General features: G+C 71.7%; 15 protein-coding genes and 1 pseudogene. 8 read left to right on the forward strand and 8 right to left on the reverse strand.

The window, feature by feature from the left end:
• Window positions 1–30 precede the first annotated feature (30 nt).
• The 4 genes and pseudogenes from sucB to GPJ59_RS20115 form a co-directional block, all read left to right on the forward strand.
• Window positions 31–1,065, forward strand: a pseudogene (gene sucB / locus GPJ59_RS20100) (2-oxoglutarate dehydrogenase, E2 component, dihydrolipoamide succinyltransferase); the annotation flags it as partial.
• A 292-nt stretch (window positions 1,066–1,357) separates the two neighbouring features.
• Window positions 1,358–1,981, forward strand: coding sequence for a GntR family transcriptional regulator (locus GPJ59_RS20105; RefSeq protein WP_219668616.1), 624 nt, complete (start codon window positions 1,358–1,360; stop codon window positions 1,979–1,981).
• Window positions 1,982–2,307: 326 nt separating this feature from the next.
• Window positions 2,308–4,992: a pyruvate dehydrogenase (acetyl-transferring), homodimeric type gene (aceE, locus tag GPJ59_RS20110; protein WP_219668605.1), complete on the forward strand. Its 2,685-nt coding sequence runs from the start codon at window positions 2,308–2,310 to the stop codon at window positions 4,990–4,992.
• Between the two features lie 121 nt (window positions 4,993–5,113).
• A complete protein-coding gene (locus GPJ59_RS20115; protein ID WP_219668617.1) occupies window positions 5,114–5,632 on the forward strand; it encodes a DUF4240 domain-containing protein in 519 nt (172 codons plus the stop codon).
• A 131-nt stretch (window positions 5,633–5,763) separates the two neighbouring features.
• On the opposite strand, the gene GPJ59_RS20120 is transcribed toward GPJ59_RS20115, so the two are convergent.
• Complete coding sequence (locus GPJ59_RS20120) at window positions 5,764–6,534, reverse strand: SDR family NAD(P)-dependent oxidoreductase (RefSeq protein WP_219668606.1); 771 nt, start codon at window positions 6,532–6,534, stop codon at window positions 5,764–5,766.
• 87 nt (window positions 6,535–6,621) lie between these two features.
• Between GPJ59_RS20120 and GPJ59_RS20125 the strand changes: the two genes are divergently transcribed.
• Window positions 6,622–7,275: a TetR/AcrR family transcriptional regulator gene (locus GPJ59_RS20125; RefSeq protein ID WP_219668607.1), complete on the forward strand. Its 654-nt coding sequence runs from the start codon at window positions 6,622–6,624 to the stop codon at window positions 7,273–7,275.
• A gap of 111 nt (window positions 7,276–7,386) precedes the next feature.
• Window positions 7,387–10,038, forward strand: coding sequence for a tetratricopeptide repeat protein (locus GPJ59_RS20130; protein WP_219668608.1), 2,652 nt, complete (start codon window positions 7,387–7,389; stop codon window positions 10,036–10,038).
• A gap of 89 nt (window positions 10,039–10,127) precedes the next feature.
• Here GPJ59_RS20130 and glnA read toward each other — a convergent pair whose 3' ends face one another.
• Window positions 10,128–11,537, reverse strand: a complete 1,410-nt coding sequence (gene glnA, locus GPJ59_RS20135; RefSeq protein WP_219668609.1) for a type I glutamate--ammonia ligase — start codon at window positions 11,535–11,537, stop codon at window positions 10,128–10,130.
• 184 nt (window positions 11,538–11,721) lie between these two features.
• Between glnA and GPJ59_RS20140 the strand changes: the two genes are divergently transcribed.
• Window positions 11,722–12,189, forward strand: coding sequence for an RDD family protein (locus GPJ59_RS20140; protein WP_219668610.1), 468 nt, complete (start codon window positions 11,722–11,724; stop codon window positions 12,187–12,189).
• 102 nt (window positions 12,190–12,291) lie between these two features.
• Here the strand turns inward: GPJ59_RS20140 and GPJ59_RS20145 are convergent, their stop codons facing one another.
• The 5 genes from GPJ59_RS20145 to GPJ59_RS20165 all read right to left on the reverse strand — a co-directional run bounded on the left by GPJ59_RS20145 (window position 12,292) and on the right by GPJ59_RS20165 (window position 15,899).
• Window positions 12,292–12,990 (reverse strand): DUF4191 domain-containing protein, encoded by a 699-nt coding sequence (locus GPJ59_RS20145; RefSeq protein ID WP_219668611.1) that lies wholly within the window; start codon window positions 12,988–12,990, stop codon window positions 12,292–12,294.
• A gap of 10 nt (window positions 12,991–13,000) precedes the next feature.
• The gene (locus tag GPJ59_RS20150; RefSeq protein WP_219668618.1) at window positions 13,001–13,198 is read right to left on the reverse strand and encodes an SCO2195 family GlnR-regulated protein; all 198 of its coding nucleotides are present in this window, start codon (window positions 13,196–13,198) and stop codon (window positions 13,001–13,003) included.
• Between the two features lie 291 nt (window positions 13,199–13,489).
• Window positions 13,490–14,437, reverse strand: a complete 948-nt coding sequence (gene lipA / locus GPJ59_RS20155; protein WP_219668612.1) for a lipoyl synthase — start codon at window positions 14,435–14,437, stop codon at window positions 13,490–13,492.
• Between the two features lie 187 nt (window positions 14,438–14,624).
• Window positions 14,625–15,425: a lipoyl(octanoyl) transferase LipB gene (gene lipB, locus GPJ59_RS20160; protein ID WP_219668613.1), complete on the reverse strand. Its 801-nt coding sequence runs from the start codon at window positions 15,423–15,425 to the stop codon at window positions 14,625–14,627.
• A gap of 87 nt (window positions 15,426–15,512) precedes the next feature.
• Window positions 15,513–15,899 (reverse strand): hypothetical protein, encoded by a 387-nt coding sequence (locus GPJ59_RS20165; protein WP_258024655.1) that lies wholly within the window; start codon window positions 15,897–15,899, stop codon window positions 15,513–15,515.
• 172 nt (window positions 15,900–16,071) lie between these two features.
• Here GPJ59_RS20165 and GPJ59_RS20170 point away from each other — a divergent pair, with 172 nt between their 5' ends.
• Window positions 16,072–17,514, forward strand: a complete 1,443-nt coding sequence (locus GPJ59_RS20170; protein ID WP_219668614.1) for a regulator — start codon at window positions 16,072–16,074, stop codon at window positions 17,512–17,514.
• 291 nt (window positions 17,515–17,805) lie between these two features.
• Here GPJ59_RS20170 and GPJ59_RS20175 read toward each other — a convergent pair.
• Window positions 17,806–18,579: FAD-dependent oxidoreductase (locus tag GPJ59_RS20175; RefSeq protein ID WP_219668615.1), on the reverse strand; the 774-nt coding region annotated here is incomplete at its 5' end.

Consider the following 18,579-nt stretch of genomic DNA (forward strand, 5'->3'; position numbering starts at 1 on the left):
GGGGCGCGGAGAGGTGTATAAGAGACACCCCCGCCCCCGGCCCCGGTGCCTCCGGCCGCCCCGGCCCCGGTCGCCGCTCCGGCTCCCGCCGCTGCCCCGGCCGCCCCGGCCGCCCCCGTCTCCACCGGTGACGAGGGCGCGTACGTGACCCCGCTGGTCCGCAAGCTGGCCTCGGAGTCGGGTGTCGACCTGTCCCAGGTCCAGGGCTCCGGCGTGGGTGGCCGTATCCGCAAGCAGGACGTCCTGGCCGCCGCCAAGGCCGCCCAGGCCGCCGCTGCCGCCGCTCCGGCGCCGGCCGCCGCCGCTGCCCCGGCCGCCAAGGCCCCGGCGCTCGCGGTGTCCGAGCTGCGCGGTCAGACCGTCAAGATGACCCGCATGCGCAAGGTCATCGGCGACAACATGATGAAGGCGCTGCACTCGCAGGCCCAGCTGTCCTCCGTGATCGAGGTGGACATCACCAAGATCATGAAGCTGCGCGAGCAGGCCAAGGGCGCGTTCCTGGCCCGCGAGGGCGTCAAGCTCTCCCCGATGCCGTTCTTCGTCAAGGCCGCGGCCCAGGCGCTGAAGGCCCACGCGGTCGTCAACGCCCGGATCAACGAGGACGAGGGCACCATCACCTACTTCGACTCGGAGAACATCGGCATCGCCGTGGACTCCGAGAAGGGCCTGATGACCCCGGTCATCAAGGGTGCGGGCGACCTCAACCTGGCCGGCATCTCCAAGGCCACCGCCGACCTGGCCGGCAAGGTCCGCAGCAACAAGATCACGCCGGACGAGCTGTCGGGCGCGACCTTCACCATCAGCAACACCGGCTCGCGCGGTGCGCTGTTCGACACGGTCATCGTGCCGCCGAACCAGGTCGCCATCCTGGGCATCGGCGCCACCGTCAAGCGTCCGGCGGTCATCGAGACCGCCGAGGGCACCGTCATCGGCATCCGCGACATGACGTACCTGACCCTGTCGTACGACCACCGCCTGGTCGACGGCGCGGACGCCGCCCGCTACCTGACCGCCGTCAAGGCGATCCTGGAGGCCGGCGAGTTCGAGGTCGAGCTCGGTCTCTGAGACCGAGAGGATCTGAACGAGGCCGAGCTCGGCCTCTGAGGCACTGAGCCCGTGGGCCACGAGCCCGCGAGGCACTGAGCCGCAGCACCACGGCACACGACGGCGCCCCCGCCCGGATTCCCTCCGGTCGGGGGCGCCGTCGTCGTCCCGCCCCCGCGCGGAGGCCACGCAGGGTGGCGGCCTGTAACCAGCCTCACCCGAGGTGGCCGGGCCGGAACCCCTCAACGGGGGCTACTGCGCCGTATTGTCTACGCATCGACCCCTGCACGCCTCAGGAGATGAAGCCCCGATGATCACCCCACCCGTGGTGCACTCGCTGCGCGAGCAGATCCGCGAGCACATCGTGGATGGCATCGTCAGCGGGCGCTGGAAGCCCGGTGAACGCATCGTGGAGCGCCGGATCGCCGTGGAGCTGGAGGTCAGCCAGACGCCCGTACGGGAGGCGCTGCGCGAGCTGGAGACGCTGCGGCTGATCGAGTCGGCGCCGAACAAGGGCGTACGGGTGCGCAACCTGTCGGCGGCCGACCTGGAGGAGATCTACCCGGTCCGGGCCGGCCTGGAGCAGATCGCGGCCGAGCTCGCGGCGCCCCGGCTGGCGGTGGACTGCTCGGCGCTGGAGCCGCACGTGGCGGCCCTGTGGGAGGCCGACCGGGCCGAGGACGGCACGGCCCAGGTGCGGCACACCGTGGGCTTCCACCGGGAGATGGTGCGCGCAGCCGGGAACAGCGTGCTGCTGCACACCTGGGAGAGCCTGGGCATCGAGGTGTTCACGGCGCTGTCGATCCGGTGGCTGGGCACGGTCCAGAAGTCGTACGCGGAGGAGCACGAGGCGCTCGTCCAGGCGTTCCGGGACCAGGACCCGGACATCGGAGTGATCGTGAAGCGGCACGTCCTGGGCTGCGCGCCCCGCGCCTAGGGCCTTTCCGGCCCTGATCCGCCGGACAGGCCCTGGCGGGCCCAGCAGGCCTGCCGGGCAGCATGAGTGCCGGGGCCGTAAGGCTCGTGACCTGCGGATATCCGCACCTGCCCGCCCCACGAGAACCATGGGCACTGCGTGTCGCCGTTTACGGCACGGAGTGCCGACTTTGTGCCTCCGGCCATTTTTTCGCCACTTTTGTTTGATCGATCATCGATCAGGGACTTACAGTCGTCGGCGGACCCCAACCGGGCCCATCGACCCTGTCCTGCCAGTCAGGGTTCCAATCTTCACCACCCTCCTGATCTGGAAGGCGGCGCACAGCGATGTCCGACCCCGTAGGAAAGCTTCCGAGCGAGCTCGACCAGCTCCCGGACCGCGACGCCGAGGAGACCGCCGAATGGGCGCAGTCCCTCGACGCCGTCGCCAAGGCCGCCGGCACGCGCCGTGCCGAGTACCTGCTGCGCCGTACGCTCCAGCACGCCGAGGCCGCCGGCCTCGCCCTGCCGAAGCTCCTGGAGACGGACTACGTCAACACCATCCCCACCGCCGCGGAGCCCGAGTTCCCCGGTGACGAGGAGATGGAGGCCCGCATCACCGCGTGGAACCGCTGGAACGCGGCCGCCATGGTGACCCGCGGCTCGAAGTACGGCGTCGGCGGCCACATCGCCACCTTCGCCTCGGCGGCCTGGCTCTACGAGACCGGCTTCCAGCACTTCTTCCGGGGCAAGGAGGCCGACGGCTCGGGCGACCAGCTCTACGTCCAGGGCCACGCCTCCCCCGGCATCTACGCCCGCGCCTTCCTCGACGGGCGCATCTCCGAGCAGCAGCTCGACAACTTCCGCCAGGAGTCCGGCGGCAACGGCCTGCCCTCCTACCCGCACCCGCGGCGCCTGCCCTGGCTGTGGGAGTTCCCCACGGTCTCCATGGGCCTCGGCCCGCTCTCCGCGATCTACCAGGCGCGCTTCAACCGCTACCTGGAGAACCGCAGGATCAAGGACACCTCCAACTCGCACGTCTGGGCCTTCCTCGGCGACGGCGAGATGGACGAGCCCGAGTCGACCGCGGCCCTCGCGCTCGCGGCCCGCGAGGGTCTCGACAACCTGACCTTCGTCATCAACTGCAACCTGCAGCGCCTCGACGGGCCGGTGCGCGCCAACTTCCGCGTGGTCCAGGAGCTGGAGGGCGCCTTCCGCGGCGCCGGCTGGAACGTCGTCAAGACCCTGTGGGGCAACGCCTGGGACGAGCTCTTCCGGCTCGACACCACCGGCGCCCTGGTCCGCCGCCTGCGCGAGACCCCGGACGCGCAGTTCCAGACGTACGCCACCCGTGACGCGGCCTACATCCGCGAGCACTTCTTCGGCGGCGACCCGGCCCTCGTGGCGATGGCCCAGCTGCTGAGCGACGCGAAGATCGCCGAGTGCTTCCACACCTCGCGCGGCGGCCACGAGCCCCGCAAGGTCTACGCCGCGTACAAGGCCGCCCTGGCCCACAAGGGTGCCCCGACGGTGATCCTGGCGCAGACGGTCAAGGGCTACACGCTGGGTGCCGGGTTCGAGTCGAAGAACGCGAACCACCAGATGAAGAAGCTGACGATCGACGAGTTCAAGGGCATGCGCGACCTGCTCGGACTCCCGATCCCGGACAGCGCCTTCGAGGGCGGCGTCGTTCCCTACGGCCACCCGGGCGCCGACTCCCCCGAGGTCCGCTACCTGCACGAGCGCCGCGCGGCCCTCGGCGGCCCCGCGCCGGCCCGCCGCGTGCACCAGGTGGCCCTGCCGCAGCCGGCCGACAAGTCGTACGCCCCGCTGCTCAAGGGTTCCGGCAAGCAGGAGATGGCCACCACCATGGCCTTCGTCCGCCTGGTCAAGGACCTGATGCGGGACAAGGAGACCGGCCGCCGCTGGGTGCCGATCGTCCCCGACGAGGCCCGTACCTTCGGTATGGAGTCCCTCTTCCCGTCGGCCGGCATCTACTCGCCGCTGGGCCAGACGTACGAGCCGGTCGACCGCGACCAGCTGATGTACTACAAGGAGGCCAAGGACGGCCAGATCCTCAACGAGGGGATCACCGAGGCCGGCGCCATGGCCGACTTCATCGCCGCCGCCACGTCGTACGCGACGCACGGCGAGACGATGATCCCCTTCTACATCTTCTACTCGATGTTCGGCTGGCAGCGCACGGGCGACCAGATGTGGCAGCTCGCCGACCAGCTCGGCAAGGGCTTCATCGTCGGCGCCACCGCCGGCCGCACGACCCTGACCGGTGAGGGCCTGCAGCACGCCGACGGCCACTCGCACCTGATCGCGGCCACCAACCCGGCCTCGCTCAACTACGACCCGGCCTTCGCGTACGAGATCGCGGTGATCGTCAAGGACGGTCTGAACCGCATGTACGGCGAGACCCCCGAGGACGTCTTCTACTACCTCACGGTCTACAACGAGCCGAAGCCGCAGCCGGCCATGCCCGAGGGTGTCGAGGAAGGCATCGTCAAGGGCCTGTACCGCTTCAACACGGCCGCGGACCTGGGCGAGGCGGCCCCGGCCGCGGACGCCCCGAAGATCCAGCTGATGGCCTCGGGCACGGCGATCCACTGGATCCTGGAGGCCCAGCAGCTGCTGGCGAAGGACTGGAACGTCTCGGCCGACGTATGGTCCGCCACCTCCTGGGGCGAGCTGCGCCGCGACGCGCTGGAGGCCGACGAGACCCTCCTGCGCGGCGAGGAGCGCACCCCGTACGTCACCCGGGTCCTGGAGGGCGCCCCGGGCCCGGTGCTGGCGGTCTCCGACTGGATGCGCCAGGTCCCGGACCAGATCAGCCAGTGGGTCCCGCAGGAGTGGAGCTCGCTGGGCACGGACGGCTTCGGCCTCTCCGACACCCGCGCCGGCGCCCGCCGCCACTTCGGCGTCGACGCCCAGTCCATCGTGGTCGCGGCCCTGGCCCAGCTCGCCCGCCGCGGCGAGGTCCCGGCGTCCGCGGTCAAGGAGGCCCGGGAGCGCTACGGCCTCTGAGCCGAACCTGTCCGACCGTGAGGCGGCCCACCCCTTCGGGGGCGGGCCGCCTCACGGCGTTCGGCCTTTGGCCGTATGAGCGGTGGCGGGGTTCGGGCGGACCCGTGATGCTGGACCCGTGATGGACGAGACGGAGTTCTGGGAGATCGTGGACACCACCCGCGAGGCCGCCGAGGGCGACCCCGAGGAACACGCCGAGCTGCTCGTGGAGCGGCTGACGTCGCTCGACCCGGACTCCGTCCTGGACTTCGCCCGGCACTTCGAGGCGCGCTACAACCGGGCGTACACCTGGGACCTGTGGGGCGCGGCGTACGTGCTGCTCGACGGGGCCAGCGACGACGCGTTCGACTACTTCCGGTGCTGGCTGATCGGCCAGGGCCGGGAGGTGTTCGAGGGCGCGGTGCACGATCCGGACCACCTGGCCGAGCTGCTGGGCGAGTTCGACGAGGAGATCGACGGGGACGGCGAGGAGCTCGGCTACGCGGCCGACGAGGCGTACGAGCAGCTGACCGGCGTGGTGGCACCGGACCTGGGCATCCCCGCCCAGGCGGCCGAGCCGGCGGGCACCCCGCTGGACTTCGAGGACGACGCCGTCCTGGCGGAGCGCTTCCCCCGGCTCTGGGACCGCTTCAGGTCATGAGCCGGGACGGCCGCTGCCGGCCGGCGGGACCCCGGAGCGACGACCGGCCCGGTAAGCCGATCGGCTCGGCGACGACCGGCTCGGCGAGCCGACCAGCCGGGTAAGCCGATCGGCTTGGTGAAGGCATCGGCTCAGTAGTGCGTACCGCCGTCGATCCGGATCTCGGTACCGGTGATGAAGGCGCCGTCCTCCGAGCCCAGCATCGCCACGACGCCGGCCACGGTCTCCGGCCCCGCGAAGCCCTCGCCGATGGCGGGGGCGAGCTTGGCGAACAGGCTCCAGTCGGTGTCCTCGGGCAGGCCCGGGCCGGCGCCGGTGGTCATCCCGCTCGCGATGGAGCCGGGCGCGACGCTGACCGCCCGCAGGCCCTGCTTGCTGTACTCGGCGGCCAGGCCGTGGGTCATGGCCTGGATGCCGCCCTTGCTGGCCGCGTACGCCGACATGTACGGGTGCGCGAAGGACGCCGAGGTGGAGCTGAAGTTCACGACGACCGGCTTCTCGCCCGCCAGCAGCGCGGGCAGCGACTCCCGGATCATCAGGAAGGTGCCGGTCAGGTTGACGGAGATGACCTTGTTCCAGAGCTCCAGCGAGGTCTTGTGCGTGTGCTCGGAACGCAGGATGCCGGCCGCGTTGACCAGCACGTCGAGCCCGCCGAGCCCCGCCACGGCGGCGGCGACCCCGTCCTTGACCGCGCCCTCGTCGGAGATGTCCAGCAGCGCGGTGCTGAGCCGCTCCGCCACGCCGTCCGCGGTGGCCTGCTCGACGGTGGCCTTCAGTCCCGCCTCGTCGACGTCCACGGTGTGGACCCGGCCGCCCTCGGCGAGGATCCGGTGCACGGTGGCCTGACCGATCCCGGAGCCACCACCGCTGACGAGAACGCGACGTCCTTCATAACGATTCATGATCCGGACCCTACCCCCTCCTTGACACGCTTTGCCAGACCGTCAATACGTGCAATTCATGCGATCCCGGGGAGTACGCTGCCTTCCGTGAAGTCCCCTCGCCCGTACACCCCTCAGACCGGCCCCGGCGCCCAGTCCCTGACCGAGCGCCGCAAGGCCGCCACCCAGCTGGACATCGCCCGCGCCGCCTGCGAGCTCTTCGCCGAGCACGGCCCCGACGGCACCACCGCGGAGGACATCGCCCGCCGCGCGGGCGTCGCACTGCGTACGTTCTACCGCTACTTCCGCAACAAGCAGGAGGCCGTGGCCCCGCTGCTCGCGGGCGGCGGCGACGCCTGGCGGGCCCTGCTCGCCGAGGAGGCCCCCGGCACGCCCCTGGCCGAGGCCCTGGAACGCGCCGTGACCCGCGCCCTCACCGGCCCGACGGCCGTGGACGAGGGCCTGAACTGGACCCGCGGCCTCCTGCGCGCCGCCACCGACGACCCGGCCCTGCGCGCGGTCTGGTACCGCGTGAACCAGGACTCCGAGGAACGCCTGGCCCCCATCCTCACCACCCTGGCCGGCCCCACCTCGGACCCCCTCTCGATCCGCCTCCTGGCAGCCGCGGCCACCGACGCCATCCGCGTCTCGCTGGAAGTCTGGTCCACGACGAACACCCCCACCACGGGCCCCGGCTCCCCCTCGGCCCTCGCGGCCCGGGCCCTGCACGAACTCACGAGCGGCATGGACCTGATGCGCTGAGCGTTCCCCGGGACGACGCGCGACGGGACGGTACGACGCCCAACTCGGGCGAACCACACCCGTGTGCCGTGCGGGCTGGGTACCGTGCGGACTAGAGAGCACGGGAGGGCCATGCGGTTCAGGGACAACGACATCCTGCGCATCCGGCAGCAGGCGACCGCCTCGGAGAACGCGCGTGTCTACCAGGCCGGGCGCGATCAGGTGAACGTGACGCGGAGCTACCACTTCCACGTCAACACCGAGCGCCGGGCCGGCGAAACGGCGGCTTCGCTGGAGCCGCCGTTCAAGCTGCTCCCGCGCAGGCTCCACGGACGGGAGGCGGAGCTGACCCGTCTCACCGACCTGCCCGCCGAGTCGGTCACCGTTCTCCACGGCATGGGCGGGGTCGGCAAGACCGCGCTGGCCCTGTCCGCCGCCCGCACACAGAAGCGGAAGGGGAGCCGGGTCTTCTGGATTCCGGCGGCCGACAGGGTCGGTGTGCGGGAGGCCCTGCTGCAGGTGGCCATCCGCGCGGGCGCGACCGAGTCGGCCGTGCAGGAAGCGGCCGTGGGCAACATCAGCGCGGCCGACCTGGCCTGGGAGGCGCTCTCCGGATCGGGCGGGTCCTGGCTCGTCGTCTTCGACAGCGCGGACGACCCGATGGCCGTCGAGGACGAACTCGGCTCCGAATGGCTCCGGGCCGCCCCCGGCGGCTGTGTCCTGGTGACCACGCGCGTGGGTGGCCGGGACGTGTGGTCGGAAGAGGCGCACATGGTCCGCCTGGCGCCGCTGTCCCGAGCGGCCGGACGGGACATGCTGATCGACACCGCGGACTTACCGGCGGTGGACGAGGAACAGCGCGAGCACGCCGCGCAGCTCGCCGACCGGCTCGGAGGAGTCCCGCTCGCCCTCCGGCTGGCCGGCCGCTGTCTCGCGCTGCCGGCTTCCACGATCAACGGGTTCGACGGCTACCTGGCCGCACTGGACCGCGACTTCCCGGACGCGATCGACCGGGCGGCGGCTACGGCAGGGGTGGGCGGCACGCACCTCGACGAACGCCGACTGGTGATGCAGACGTGGGAGATCTCCCTGGACTTCCTGGAGCAACAGGGGATCCCCCAGACCCGGACCCTCATGCGGCTGCTGTCGTGCTTCGCCTCCCGGCCGCTGCCGATCGCGGCGCTCCGCACCAAGGTGCTCGCCAGGACCTGCGCGGATGCCGGTCCGTGGGACAACGTCACGCTGCAGCGCTCGCTCAACGCCCTGAGCGACCTCGGACTTCTCGACATCACCACCGAAGGGCCCGACGAGTACCTTCACGGGGACTTCTACCGCGTCCCGGACCACACCGGGGCCGGGCACAAGTGCGTGTCGGTCCACCCTCTCGTGGCCGAGGTCAACGCCGCACAGCTGGGCGTTTCCCCCACGCGCACCGACGTCTGGATGGCTGCCGTCCGATGTATGGGCTCGTTCCGCGGAGCGTGGCCCGAGGACCCGCGCGACAGCAGCTTCTGGCAGCTCCTGGTCCCCCACGTCGTCGCGGCCTCGACGCGGCTCCCCGAAGACCCCGGTCCGCTCCTCAAGGAGGTCGTCGAGATCACCGCGTGGTTCGGGGAGTACCTGCGTACGTCGGGCCAGTACGAGGTCGCCCACGGAATCGCGGAGGCGGTGTACGCACGGGCGCGCCTGCTCCCGGACGACGCAAGGGAGCGCTTCCACGCCTGCTACGTCTTCGCGGACTGGGCCTGGCGGACGTCCCGGCTGGAGCCGGCGGAGGCCCTCTCCGTGGAAGCCCGCCGTCTGGCCGGCCTGCAGCACGACGCCGACAGCTTCCACGTGCTGGCCGCCGACTACCTGCTGGCAGCGGTCGTGCTCGAACGCGGCGAGTTCGCCACGGCCGAGCACCTCCACCGCGACATCATGGGGCGGCTGGCAGGGGGGTGGCCCCGCAACCATGCCTTGTGGGTACAGGCCCACCACCAGCTCGCAACCGCTCTGCGCGAGCGCGGCTTCCTGGAGGAGGCGGAGCACGAGTCCCGCACGGCCGTCACCCTGTGCGAGGAGACGCCCGGCTTCCCCCGGTACACGGAATCGGTCGTCCGGCACGAGCTCGGCGTCATCTTGTGGCACCGCGGGAAGCTGGACGAGGCCCTCGGCATCTTCCACGACGTCATGCGGCGCCAGCGCGCGTTCCTGCCCAGCTGGCACCCGTCGGTGCTCATCACCCGGTTCAGCGTGGCCTCCATCCACCGCATCCGCGGCCACCAGGTCAGGGCGCTCCTCGACTTCAAGGAGCTCTCGCTCATCGAGTCCGACATCCTGGGCGAGCACCACTACTCGACCCTCCAGTCGAAGCACAACGTGGCACAGATCCTCGTCCAGCGCGGCAAGCTCGACGAAGCCGAAGCCCTCCTGAAGGAGATCATGGCCTCGCGCGAGGAGAACGGGCTCGGCTCACGCCACGAGGACGTCCTGGCGACCCGGCACGAACTGACGCACATCCTGTCCCAGCGGGGCCGTCACGTGACGGCTCTGCGCGAGTGGAAGCAGATCCTCGACGAAGAGCGCGCCCACCTGGGACCGAACCATCCTTCCACCCTGCGTACGCACTTCAACTGGGCGGTCGGCTGGGCGCAGACCGGTCAGCTGGCGGTTGCCCGCTGTGAGATGCGGCGGGTCCTGCGGGCCCGCCGCCACACCCTGGGCAACGCCCATCACGAGACGCAGGAGGCCCGGCGGGCCTTGGCCCAGCTGAGCACGCTGCCCGGCACCCCCCGGTGGTGATCCGCGCCTCGTACCGCACCCCGGTAGACAAGCCGAAGGGCCGCCCACCCCCAGGAGGGGTGGGCGGCCCTTCGTCAGCCGTCTACGGCTTACAGGTCGAAGTAGAGCTCGAACTCGTGCGGGTGCGGGCGGAGCTGGATCGGGGCGATCTCGTGCTGGCGCTTGTAGTCGATCCAGGTCTCGATCAGGTCGGAGGTGAAGACGCCGCCGGCCTGGAGGTACTCGTTGTCGTTCTCCAGGGCCTGGAGGACCGACTCGAGGTTGGTCGGGACCTGCGGGACGCCCGCGTGCTCCTCGGGGGCGAGCTCGTAGAGGTCCTTGTCGATCGGCTCCATCGGCTCGATCTTGTTCTTGATGCCGTCGAGGCCCGCGAGCATCAGGGCCGAGAAGGCCAGGTACGGGTTCGAGGACGGGTCCGGGGCGCGGAACTCGACGCGCTTGGCCTTCGGGTTCGAGCCCGTGATCGGGATGCGCATGGCCGCGGAGCGGTTGCGCTGCGAGTAGACCAGGTTGACCGGGGCCTCGAAGCCGGGGACCAGGCGGTGGTAGGAGTTCACCGTCGGGTTGGTGAAGGCCAGCAGCGACGGGGCGTGCTTGAGGATGCCGCCGATGTAGTAGCGGGCGGTGTCCGACAGGCCCGCGTAGCCGGCCTCGTCGTAGAAGAGCGGCTCGCCGCCCTGCCACAGCGACTGGTGGACGTGCATGCCCGAGCCGTTGTCGCCGAAGATCGGCTTCGGCATGAAGGTCGCGGTCTTGCCGTTGCGCCAGGCGACGTTCTTCACGATGTACTTGAAGAGCATCAGGTCGTCGGCCGCGGCGAGCAGCGTGTTGAACTTGTAGTTGATCTCCGCCTGGCCGCCGGTGCCGACCTCGTGGTGCTGGCGCTCGACCTGCAGGCCCTGACGGTCCAGCTCCAGGGAGATCTCGGCGCGCAGGTCGGCGAAGTGGTCGACCGGGGCGACCGGGAAGTAACCGCCCTTGTAGCGGACCTTGTACCCGCGGTTGTTCTCCTCCTTGCCGGTGTTCCAGGCAGCGGCCTCGGAGTCGATGTGGTAGAAGCCCTCGTTCGCGGAGGTGGCGAAGCGCACGCTGTCGAACACGTAGAACTCGGCCTCGGGGCCGAAGTACGCGGTGTCGGCGATGCCGGTGGAGGCGAGGTAGGCCTCGGCCTTCTTGGCGATGTTGCGCGGGTCGCGGCTGTAGGCCTCGCCCGTGATCGGGTCGTGGATGAAGAAGTTGATGTTCAGCGTCTTGTCGCGGCGGAACGGGTCCAGGCGCGCGGTGGACAGGTCGGCGCGCAGCGCCATGTCCGACTCGTGGATGGCCTGGAAGCCGCGGATCGAGGAGCCGTCGAAGGCGAGCTCCTCGGACGGGTCGAACGCCGCCGCCGGGATGCTGAAGTGCTGCATCACACCGGGCAGGTCGCAGAACCGGACATCAACGAACTTGATGTCGTTGTCCGCGATGTACTTCTTCGCGTCGTCGGCGTTCTGGAACATCCAACTCCTCCTACTCCCGACCCGGGGCAGGGCGGGCTTGTGTTGCTCGTGGTGCGTCAGTGCGGTGCCGCACGCTGACCCGACCATAAGCAGGCGGGATTTCCCGGGCATGACCCATTTGTTTCGCACAAGTTAACCGGATCCCCGCGGAGGACGCCTGGAGCGCCACAGGTACCGTGGTCGGGTGGACAAGAGGGAAGCAATCGGATCGTGGCTCTCCGGCCCCCGCGCGGCGGTCGAGGAGATGGGCGTCGACCTGGGGTACCCGGGCGAGCGCCTCGGCCTGCCCCAGGAGGGCTCCGGCTCGGCGGCCCGGTTCGGGCGCCGGCTGGCCGCGGTGGTCATCGACTGGGCCGCCTGCCAGCTCATCGCGTCCCAGCTGATCGCGGAGGGCCGGCCGACCGCGGCGGCGAACTGGACGCTGGCGCTCTTCATCGTCCTGAGCGTCCTGACCGTCGGCACCGTGGGCTTCACCCCGGGCAAGCGGCTCGTGGGCCTGCGTGTGGTCGCGGAGGACGGCGGGCGGCTGGGCATCGGCCGGGTGGCCCTGCGGACGCTGCTGCTGGCCCTGCTGGTCCCGGCGCTGATCTGGGACCGCGACGGGCGCGGGCTGCACGACCGGCTCGCCAAGGCCGTCCAGGTGAGGATCTAGCCGTCCGCACAGCACTACGAAGTACGAAGTACTACGCGTGAGGGGCGCCCGGCCGGTCGGCGGGGCGCCCCTCACGCGTAGTGCTCGTATACGAAAAGCAGGTCAGCGCATCTTTCCGCCGCGCGGCATCCGCATGCCCTTGGGCATCGGGCCCTTCGGCAGCGGCATGTTGCTCATCAGGTCGCCCATGGCCCGCAGCTTGTCGTTGACCTGGGTGACCTGGGGGCCGGCCAGCACGCGCGGGAGCTTGAGCAGCGTCGTGCGCACCTTCTTCAGCGGGACCTGGCCCTCGCCGGTGCCGACGATGATGTCGTGGACCGGCACGTCCGGCATGATCCGGGCCATCTTCTTCTTCTCGGCCGCCAGCAGCGTCTTCACGCGGTTCGGGTTGCCCTCGGCGACCAGCACGACGCCGGCCCTGCCGACCGCGCGGTGGACGATGTCCTGGCTGCGGTTCATCGCCACGGCCGGGGTGGTGGTCCAACCGCGTCCCACGTTGTCCAGTACGGCCGCGGCCGCTCCCGGCTGGCCCTCCATCTGCCCGAAGGCGGCCCGCTCGGCGCGGCGCCCGAAGACGATCGCCATCGCGAGGAACGCCACCAGGAAGCCCAGGATGCCGAGGTAGACCGGCTGGTCGAGCAGGAAGCCGATTGCGAGGAAGACACCGAAGGTGACGATTCCCACGCCCGCCACGATGAGACCGACCTTGGGGTCGGCCTTACGGGTCATCTTGTACGTCAGGGCGATCTGCTTGAGTCGCCCGGGGTTCGCAGCAGTGTCTGCGTTTGACTTCCTCGCCATGAAGCGAAGTTTACGTGGCCTGCGGCGTACGGGTGGCCACGGCCTCGAGCACGTGCTCGGTCTCGACCCGGTCCTTGGCCCTGCGGCGGTCCTCCAGGACGGCCGTCCAGGCGTTGCGGCGGGCGCCGCGGATGAGCAGCGACTCGATGCCCCGGAAGGCGTCGGTGAGGGAGGGAATGGCGATGGCGCGGACTGGCGCGGCCTGCATGATGTCGGTCCCTTTCTCGGTGCTCACGTCGAAGGGTAGCGCTGTGCTTCCACAGCATCACTGTTCGGTGTTACCAGGGCATGACCGGTCGGTCAAAGAGTGATGACACATCGAAAACACTGACGCGGCCCGCCGGGCTCCTCCTGGAATGAGCCTAGGGGCCGCGTCGGCGCGGTATTACCGGTTAGTAGCAATGTGTGCGTGACTTCACACATTCAGTCGCGTACGCACGGGTGCGGTCGGCACGGGTGCGGCGAGCGCGCGCGGTCCGCGCGGTCCGCGCGCGTGCGGTCAGACCGTCGCGCGCTTCTCCATCGCCTGCTGGTAGAGGCGGCCCGCGCGGTACGACGAGCGGACCAGCGGGCCGGACATGACGCCCGAGAAGCCGATCTCCTCGGCCTCCTTCGCCAGCTCCACGAACTCGGCCGGCTTCACCCAGCGCTCGACGGGGTGGTGCCGCGGCGACGGGCGCAGGTACTGGGTGATGGTGATCAGCTCGCAGCCCGCCTCGTGCAGGTCGCGCAGGGCCTCGCTGACCTCCTCGCGCTCCTCGCCCATGCCCAGGATCAGGTTGGACTTGGTGACCAGGCCGTACGCGCGGGCCTTGGTGATCACGTCCAGCGAGCGCTCGTAGCGGAAGCCGGGGCGGATGCGCTTGAAGATCCGCGGCACGGTCTCGACGTTGTGCGCGAAAACCTCGGGGCGGGAGGCGAAGACCTCCTCCAGCAGCTCCGGGACGGCGTTGAAGTCGGGGGCCAGCAGCTCGACCTTGGTGTGGCCGGCCTCGCGGCCCGCGGTCTGCTGGTGGATCTGGCGCACGGTCTCGGCGTACAGCCAGGCACCGCCGTCCTCCAGGTCGTCGCGGGCGACGCCGGTGATGGTGGCGTAGTTCAGGTCCATGGTGACCACGGACTCGCCGACGCGGCGCGGCTCGTCGCGGTCCAGGGCCTGCGGCTTGCCGGTGTCGATCTGACAGAAGTCGCAGCGCCGGGTGCACTGGTCGCCGCCGATGAGGAAGGTGGCCTCGCGGTCCTCCCAGCACTCGTAGATGTTCGGGCAGCCGGCTTCCTGGCACACGGTGTGCAGGCCCTCGCTCTTCACGAGGCTCTGCATCGCGGTGTACTCGGGGCCCATCTTCGCCCGCGTCTTGATCCACTCGGGCTTGCGCTCGATGGGGGTCTGGCTGTTGCGGACCTCCAGACGCAGCATCTTGCGACCGTCGGGTGCGACTGCGGACACGACCGGCTCCCTGTGACTTCGATTCTTCGGCGCCCACCAGGGTACGCCCGTAATTTCATACGCTCTTACGCCGGCCGACCTGCGGGCGGCACGGGTATCGGCCTGCGGCCGGCACATCGGTATCGGCCTGCGGCCGGCATGGGGGCAACCTGCGGGCGGCCCGGGGGATTCCCCGGCCGTCCGCCCGCTACGCGCTCGCCGAGTGCTCGATCTCGCGCGGCCGCAGCTCGGCGTTCTCCAGGACGTCCTTCAGGTGCCGCTCGACGACCGGCAGCACCTCGTCGATGGTGATCTCCCGGCCCAGTTCGTACGAGAGCGAGGTCACACCGGCGTCCCGGATGCCGCAGGGCACGATCCGGTCGAACCAGGTGTTGTCGGGGTTCACGTTGATCGAGAAGCCGTGCATGGTGACGCCCTTGGCCACGCGGATGCCGATGGCGGCGAGCTTGCGGTCCTCGCGGCGCTGGCCGGCGTTGGACGGGGCGTACTCGGGGCCGTTCAGGCGGGCGTCGAACTCGTCGTCGTGGATCCGCGGGTCGAAGTCGAGGGTGATCCCGCCGATCGCCGGCCGCTGCTCGATCGGGTCGCCGAGCACCCAGACGCCGGAGCGGCCCTCGATCCGGGTGGTCTCCAGGCCGAAGTCGGCGGCGGTGCGGATCAGCGCCTCCTCCAGCCGGCGGACGTGGGCGACCACGTCGACCGGGCGGGGCAGCTTCATGATCGGGTAGCCGACGAGCTGGCCCGGGCCGTGCCAGGTGATCTTTCCGCCGCGGTCCACGTCGATGACGGGGGTGCCGTCGAGGGGGCGCTCGCTGTCCTCGGTGCGCCGGCCCGCGGTGTAGACGGGCTCGTGCTCCACCAGGAGGCAGGTGTCCGGGACGGCGTCCTCGAAGCGCGCGGCGTGCACCCGCCGCTGCTCCTCCCACGCCTCGGTGTACTCCACCGCGTCCGGCCCGAAGCCCAGACGGACAAACCGCAGCTCAGACACCGCAGCACCTCCTCGTTGAACCTGCTGTGTGCACGTATCGCTCCAGCAAGGGTACGGCGGGCCTCGCGGGAGGCTTCAGGAGCCTGGTCACAGGGCGTCCGGGGGCGGGCCCGGCGGGAGCTTGGGCGGCCGCCGGCCCCGGCGCGGCAGGTCCGGGTCCTCGTCGGCCCGCGGCAGCCGCCGGTGGCCCTCGGAGTGGTCGTTGACCCAGCCGCACACCCCGCAGGCGTACCGCCCGTCCAGCCCGGCGATGAGCGTGCCGCAGCGGCGGCACTCGGCCTCGGTCAGCTCGGGCGCGGGCAGCGGCGCGGTGCTCTCGGCGGCGGTCCCGTGGCTCCTGCGCAGGGGCCGGGGTGCGGCTGCGGCGGCGGGCCTGGGCAGGGTCCCCGGAGCGGGCCCGCGGGCGGCCTCGGGAGCGGGCTCCGCCAGGGGTGGCCCCGGCGGGGGCTGGGGGGCGGTGGAGCGGCGGGTCATGTTCGCAGCCTATGGGGACCGTCATGGACTGTCCGTAAAGAGCCCTCCCCGTTCTTCGCACGATCGGATGAATGTGGGACCAAGGGGGCGGTACGGGCGGAGTTCGCCGCTACATTCACGCCGTTCAGAGGGCCGGGACTCCGGTCCGTCACGTCAGGAGACCGTGGAGCCGATGACGGAACGACCAGCCCAGCGTGTCCCCAACCGGCAGCTCGCGGCACTGATCGCGGAAGCCGGGTTCTCCAACGCCGGGCTCGCCCGCCGCGTCGACCAGCTCGGCCTGGAGCACGGTCTCGATCTGCGGTACGACAAGACGTCCGTGACCCGCTGGCTGCGCGGCCAGCAGCCCCGCGGGACCACCCCGGCGCTGATCGCCGAGGTGTTCACCCGGCGGCTGGGCCGCCGGCTCTCGGCGCAGGACCTGGGCCTGGACGCCTGCGCGCCCGTGTACGCCGGGCTGGAGTTCGCGGCCACGCCGGAGGAGGCCGTGGACATCGCGAGCGGGCTGTGGCGCAAGGACTCCGGCTCGCACGCCGAACTGCGGAAGATCGCCTTCACCCCGGCCGGGCTGGTGGTGCCGAGCCGCGACTGGCTGATCGGCCGGGCCGACGAGCGGGTGGGCCGGGGCGCGGACCTCGCGGCGGCCGCCCGGGTGCCGACGCAGGGCCGCACCGCCGTGCCGCGGCAGCGGCAGATCGACCGGGGCCCGGGACAGCGGGTGACCAGCGGCGACATCGCGGCCCTGCGGTCGGTGAGCGAGCTGTTCCGGGCGCTGGACCACGCCTACGGGGGCGGGCACGCCCGCCAGGCGCTGGTGCGGTACCTGGAGCACGAGGCGGAGCCGATGCTGCGCGGCACGTACGGGGAGACGACGGGGCGGCGGCTGTTCGCGGCGGCCGCCGACCTGACCCGGCTGGCGGGCTGGACCTCGTACGACATCGCGGCGCACGGGCTGGCCCAGCGCTACTTCGTGCAGGCGCTGCGGCTGGCCCAGGCGGCCGGGGACCGCCCGTACGGCTCGTACGTCCTGGTCACGATGAGCCGGCAGGCGGTGTACCTGGGGCACGGCCGGGAGGCGGTGCAGCTGGCGCGGGTCGCCCAGCAGGGCGTCGGCTCGGGGCCGCCGCCGGTGGTCCAGGCGGTGCTGCACGCGGCGGAGGCGCGGGGGCACGCGGTGCTGGGCGAGGTACGGGCGGCCACGGCCTCGCTGGTCCGGGCGGAGCGGTCGCTGGGCGCGGCCCGGCCCGGCGACGACGTACCGCACTGGGCGCGCCCCTTCGACGAGGCGCAGCTGGCGGACGAGTTCGGCCACTGCCACCGCGACCTCCAGCAGTACCGCGCGGCGGCCCAGCACGCGGAGCGCTCGCTCCAGCTGCGCGCCCCGGCGTACGCGCGGTCCCGGCTGTTCTGCCGGGTGGTCCTGGCCACGGCCCGGCTGGGCCTGGGCGAACTGGACCAGGCGTGCGCGCTGGGGGCGGAGGCGGCGCAGCAGGCGATGGAGATGCGGTCGGTGCGGGCGGTGGAGTACGTGCGCGACTTCGAGCGCCGGCTGGAGCCGTATCGTGACGCGGCGGCGGTCAGGACGTACCGGGAGCGGGTGGGGGCGCTGTCGTAACGGGGCGGGGCCCCGGACCCCGGCCCGGCCCCGGCCGGCGGCGGGCCTGGGCGGGGCGGGCCTGGGCAGCCCGGCTGAGCCGCTGCGCGGGGCCTTTTCCCCTACCCGCCCCTTCCCGGAACCGGGGGCTCCGCCCCCGTACCCCCGCGCCTCAAACGCCGGCGGGGCTGGATATTCCAGCCCGCGCGGCGTTTGAGCGCACCGGGCGCGAAGCGCACGGAACGGGGTCCGGGGCGCAGCCCCGGTTACGGGAAGGGGCGGGGTGGGGAAAAGGCCCCGCGCAGCGGATGGTCAGGCTGCGGCCGGCAGGGGTGGTTCCGTCGCCGGCAGGGAGATCCCGAAGTCCCGCAGCACCGCCGCCGACGCCCGCCGAGCGGAATGCAGCGCCCCTTGCACCGTGTTCGTGTCCCGGTGGTCCCCGCACACGTACAGCCCCGACAACACCCGCACCGGCCGCCGCAGGTCGTGCGGCGGCGGCATCGCCGGCACCGCCTCCCGCGTGTGGTGGACGGCCAGGACCTCCCACCCCCGGGTGGACGTCTCGTAGAGCCGGGCCAGCCGCGAGGCGACCGTACGCAGCGCCGGCGGGGGCCCGAGCACGGTGGTGGTGACCAGCGCGTGCCCGGCCGGTGCGCGGGTCGGGTCGACGGCGCTCATGACGGCCGTGTGCGCGACCGGCCACTTCGGGTCGCCGTCCAGCAGCAGCGACCCGTCCGACGGCAGTCCGCCCGCCACCGCGTGGTGGACGGCCGTGACCTCGTGGAACGTCGGCACCCGCAGCCCCGGCAACAGCTCCGCCGCGGCCCGCGCCCCCGTGGCCAGCAGGACGGAGCGGCAGCGGAAGTCGCCGTGGTCCTCGGTGGTGACGAGGTTGGTCGCAACCGATCGGACCCGGACGCCCGTACGGACGGTGTCCGGCGGCAGCCCGGCCGCGAGCAGCTCCGGCAGGGCGGCCGCGCCGCCCTCCGGGACCGCCAGCCGCCCCCGGGCGAACCCGCGCAGGGCCAGGTCGGCGACCCGGCTGGACGTGCCGAGGCCGGGGTCGCAGAGCAGGGTGGCCAGCAG

Origin of the sequence: Streptomyces bambusae (genome assembly GCF_019400985.1) — a bacterium.
Taxonomy (GTDB): domain Bacteria; phylum Actinomycetota; class Actinomycetes; order Streptomycetales; family Streptomycetaceae; genus Streptomyces; species Streptomyces bambusae_A.

Bases quoted from the DNA above. Each gene is read 5' to 3' on its own strand.
- GPJ59_RS20165 (WP_258024655.1), bottom strand. From the start codon at position 15,899: ATGACCCGCCGCTCCACCGCCCCCCAGCCCCCGCCGGGGCCACCCCTG.
- GPJ59_RS20130 (WP_219668608.1), top strand. From the start codon at position 7,387: ATGCGGTTCAGGGACAACGACATCCTGCGCATCCGGCAGCAGGCGACC.
- GPJ59_RS20145 (WP_219668611.1), bottom strand. From the start codon at position 12,990: ATGGCGAGGAAGTCAAACGCAGACACTGCTGCGAACCCCGGGCGACTC.
- aceE (WP_219668605.1), top strand. From the start codon at position 2,308: ATGTCCGACCCCGTAGGAAAGCTTCCGAGCGAGCTCGACCAGCTCCCG.
- GPJ59_RS20120 (WP_219668606.1), bottom strand. From the start codon at position 6,534: ATGAATCGTTATGAAGGACGTCGCGTTCTCGTCAGCGGTGGTGGCTCC.
- glnA (WP_219668609.1), bottom strand. From the start codon at position 11,537: ATGTTCCAGAACGCCGACGACGCGAAGAAGTACATCGCGGACAACGAC.
- GPJ59_RS20150 (WP_219668618.1), bottom strand. From the start codon at position 13,198: ATGCAGGCCGCGCCAGTCCGCGCCATCGCCATTCCCTCCCTCACCGAC.
- GPJ59_RS20115 (WP_219668617.1), top strand. From the start codon at position 5,114: ATGGACGAGACGGAGTTCTGGGAGATCGTGGACACCACCCGCGAGGCC.
- GPJ59_RS20170 (WP_219668614.1), top strand. From the start codon at position 16,072: ATGACGGAACGACCAGCCCAGCGTGTCCCCAACCGGCAGCTCGCGGCA.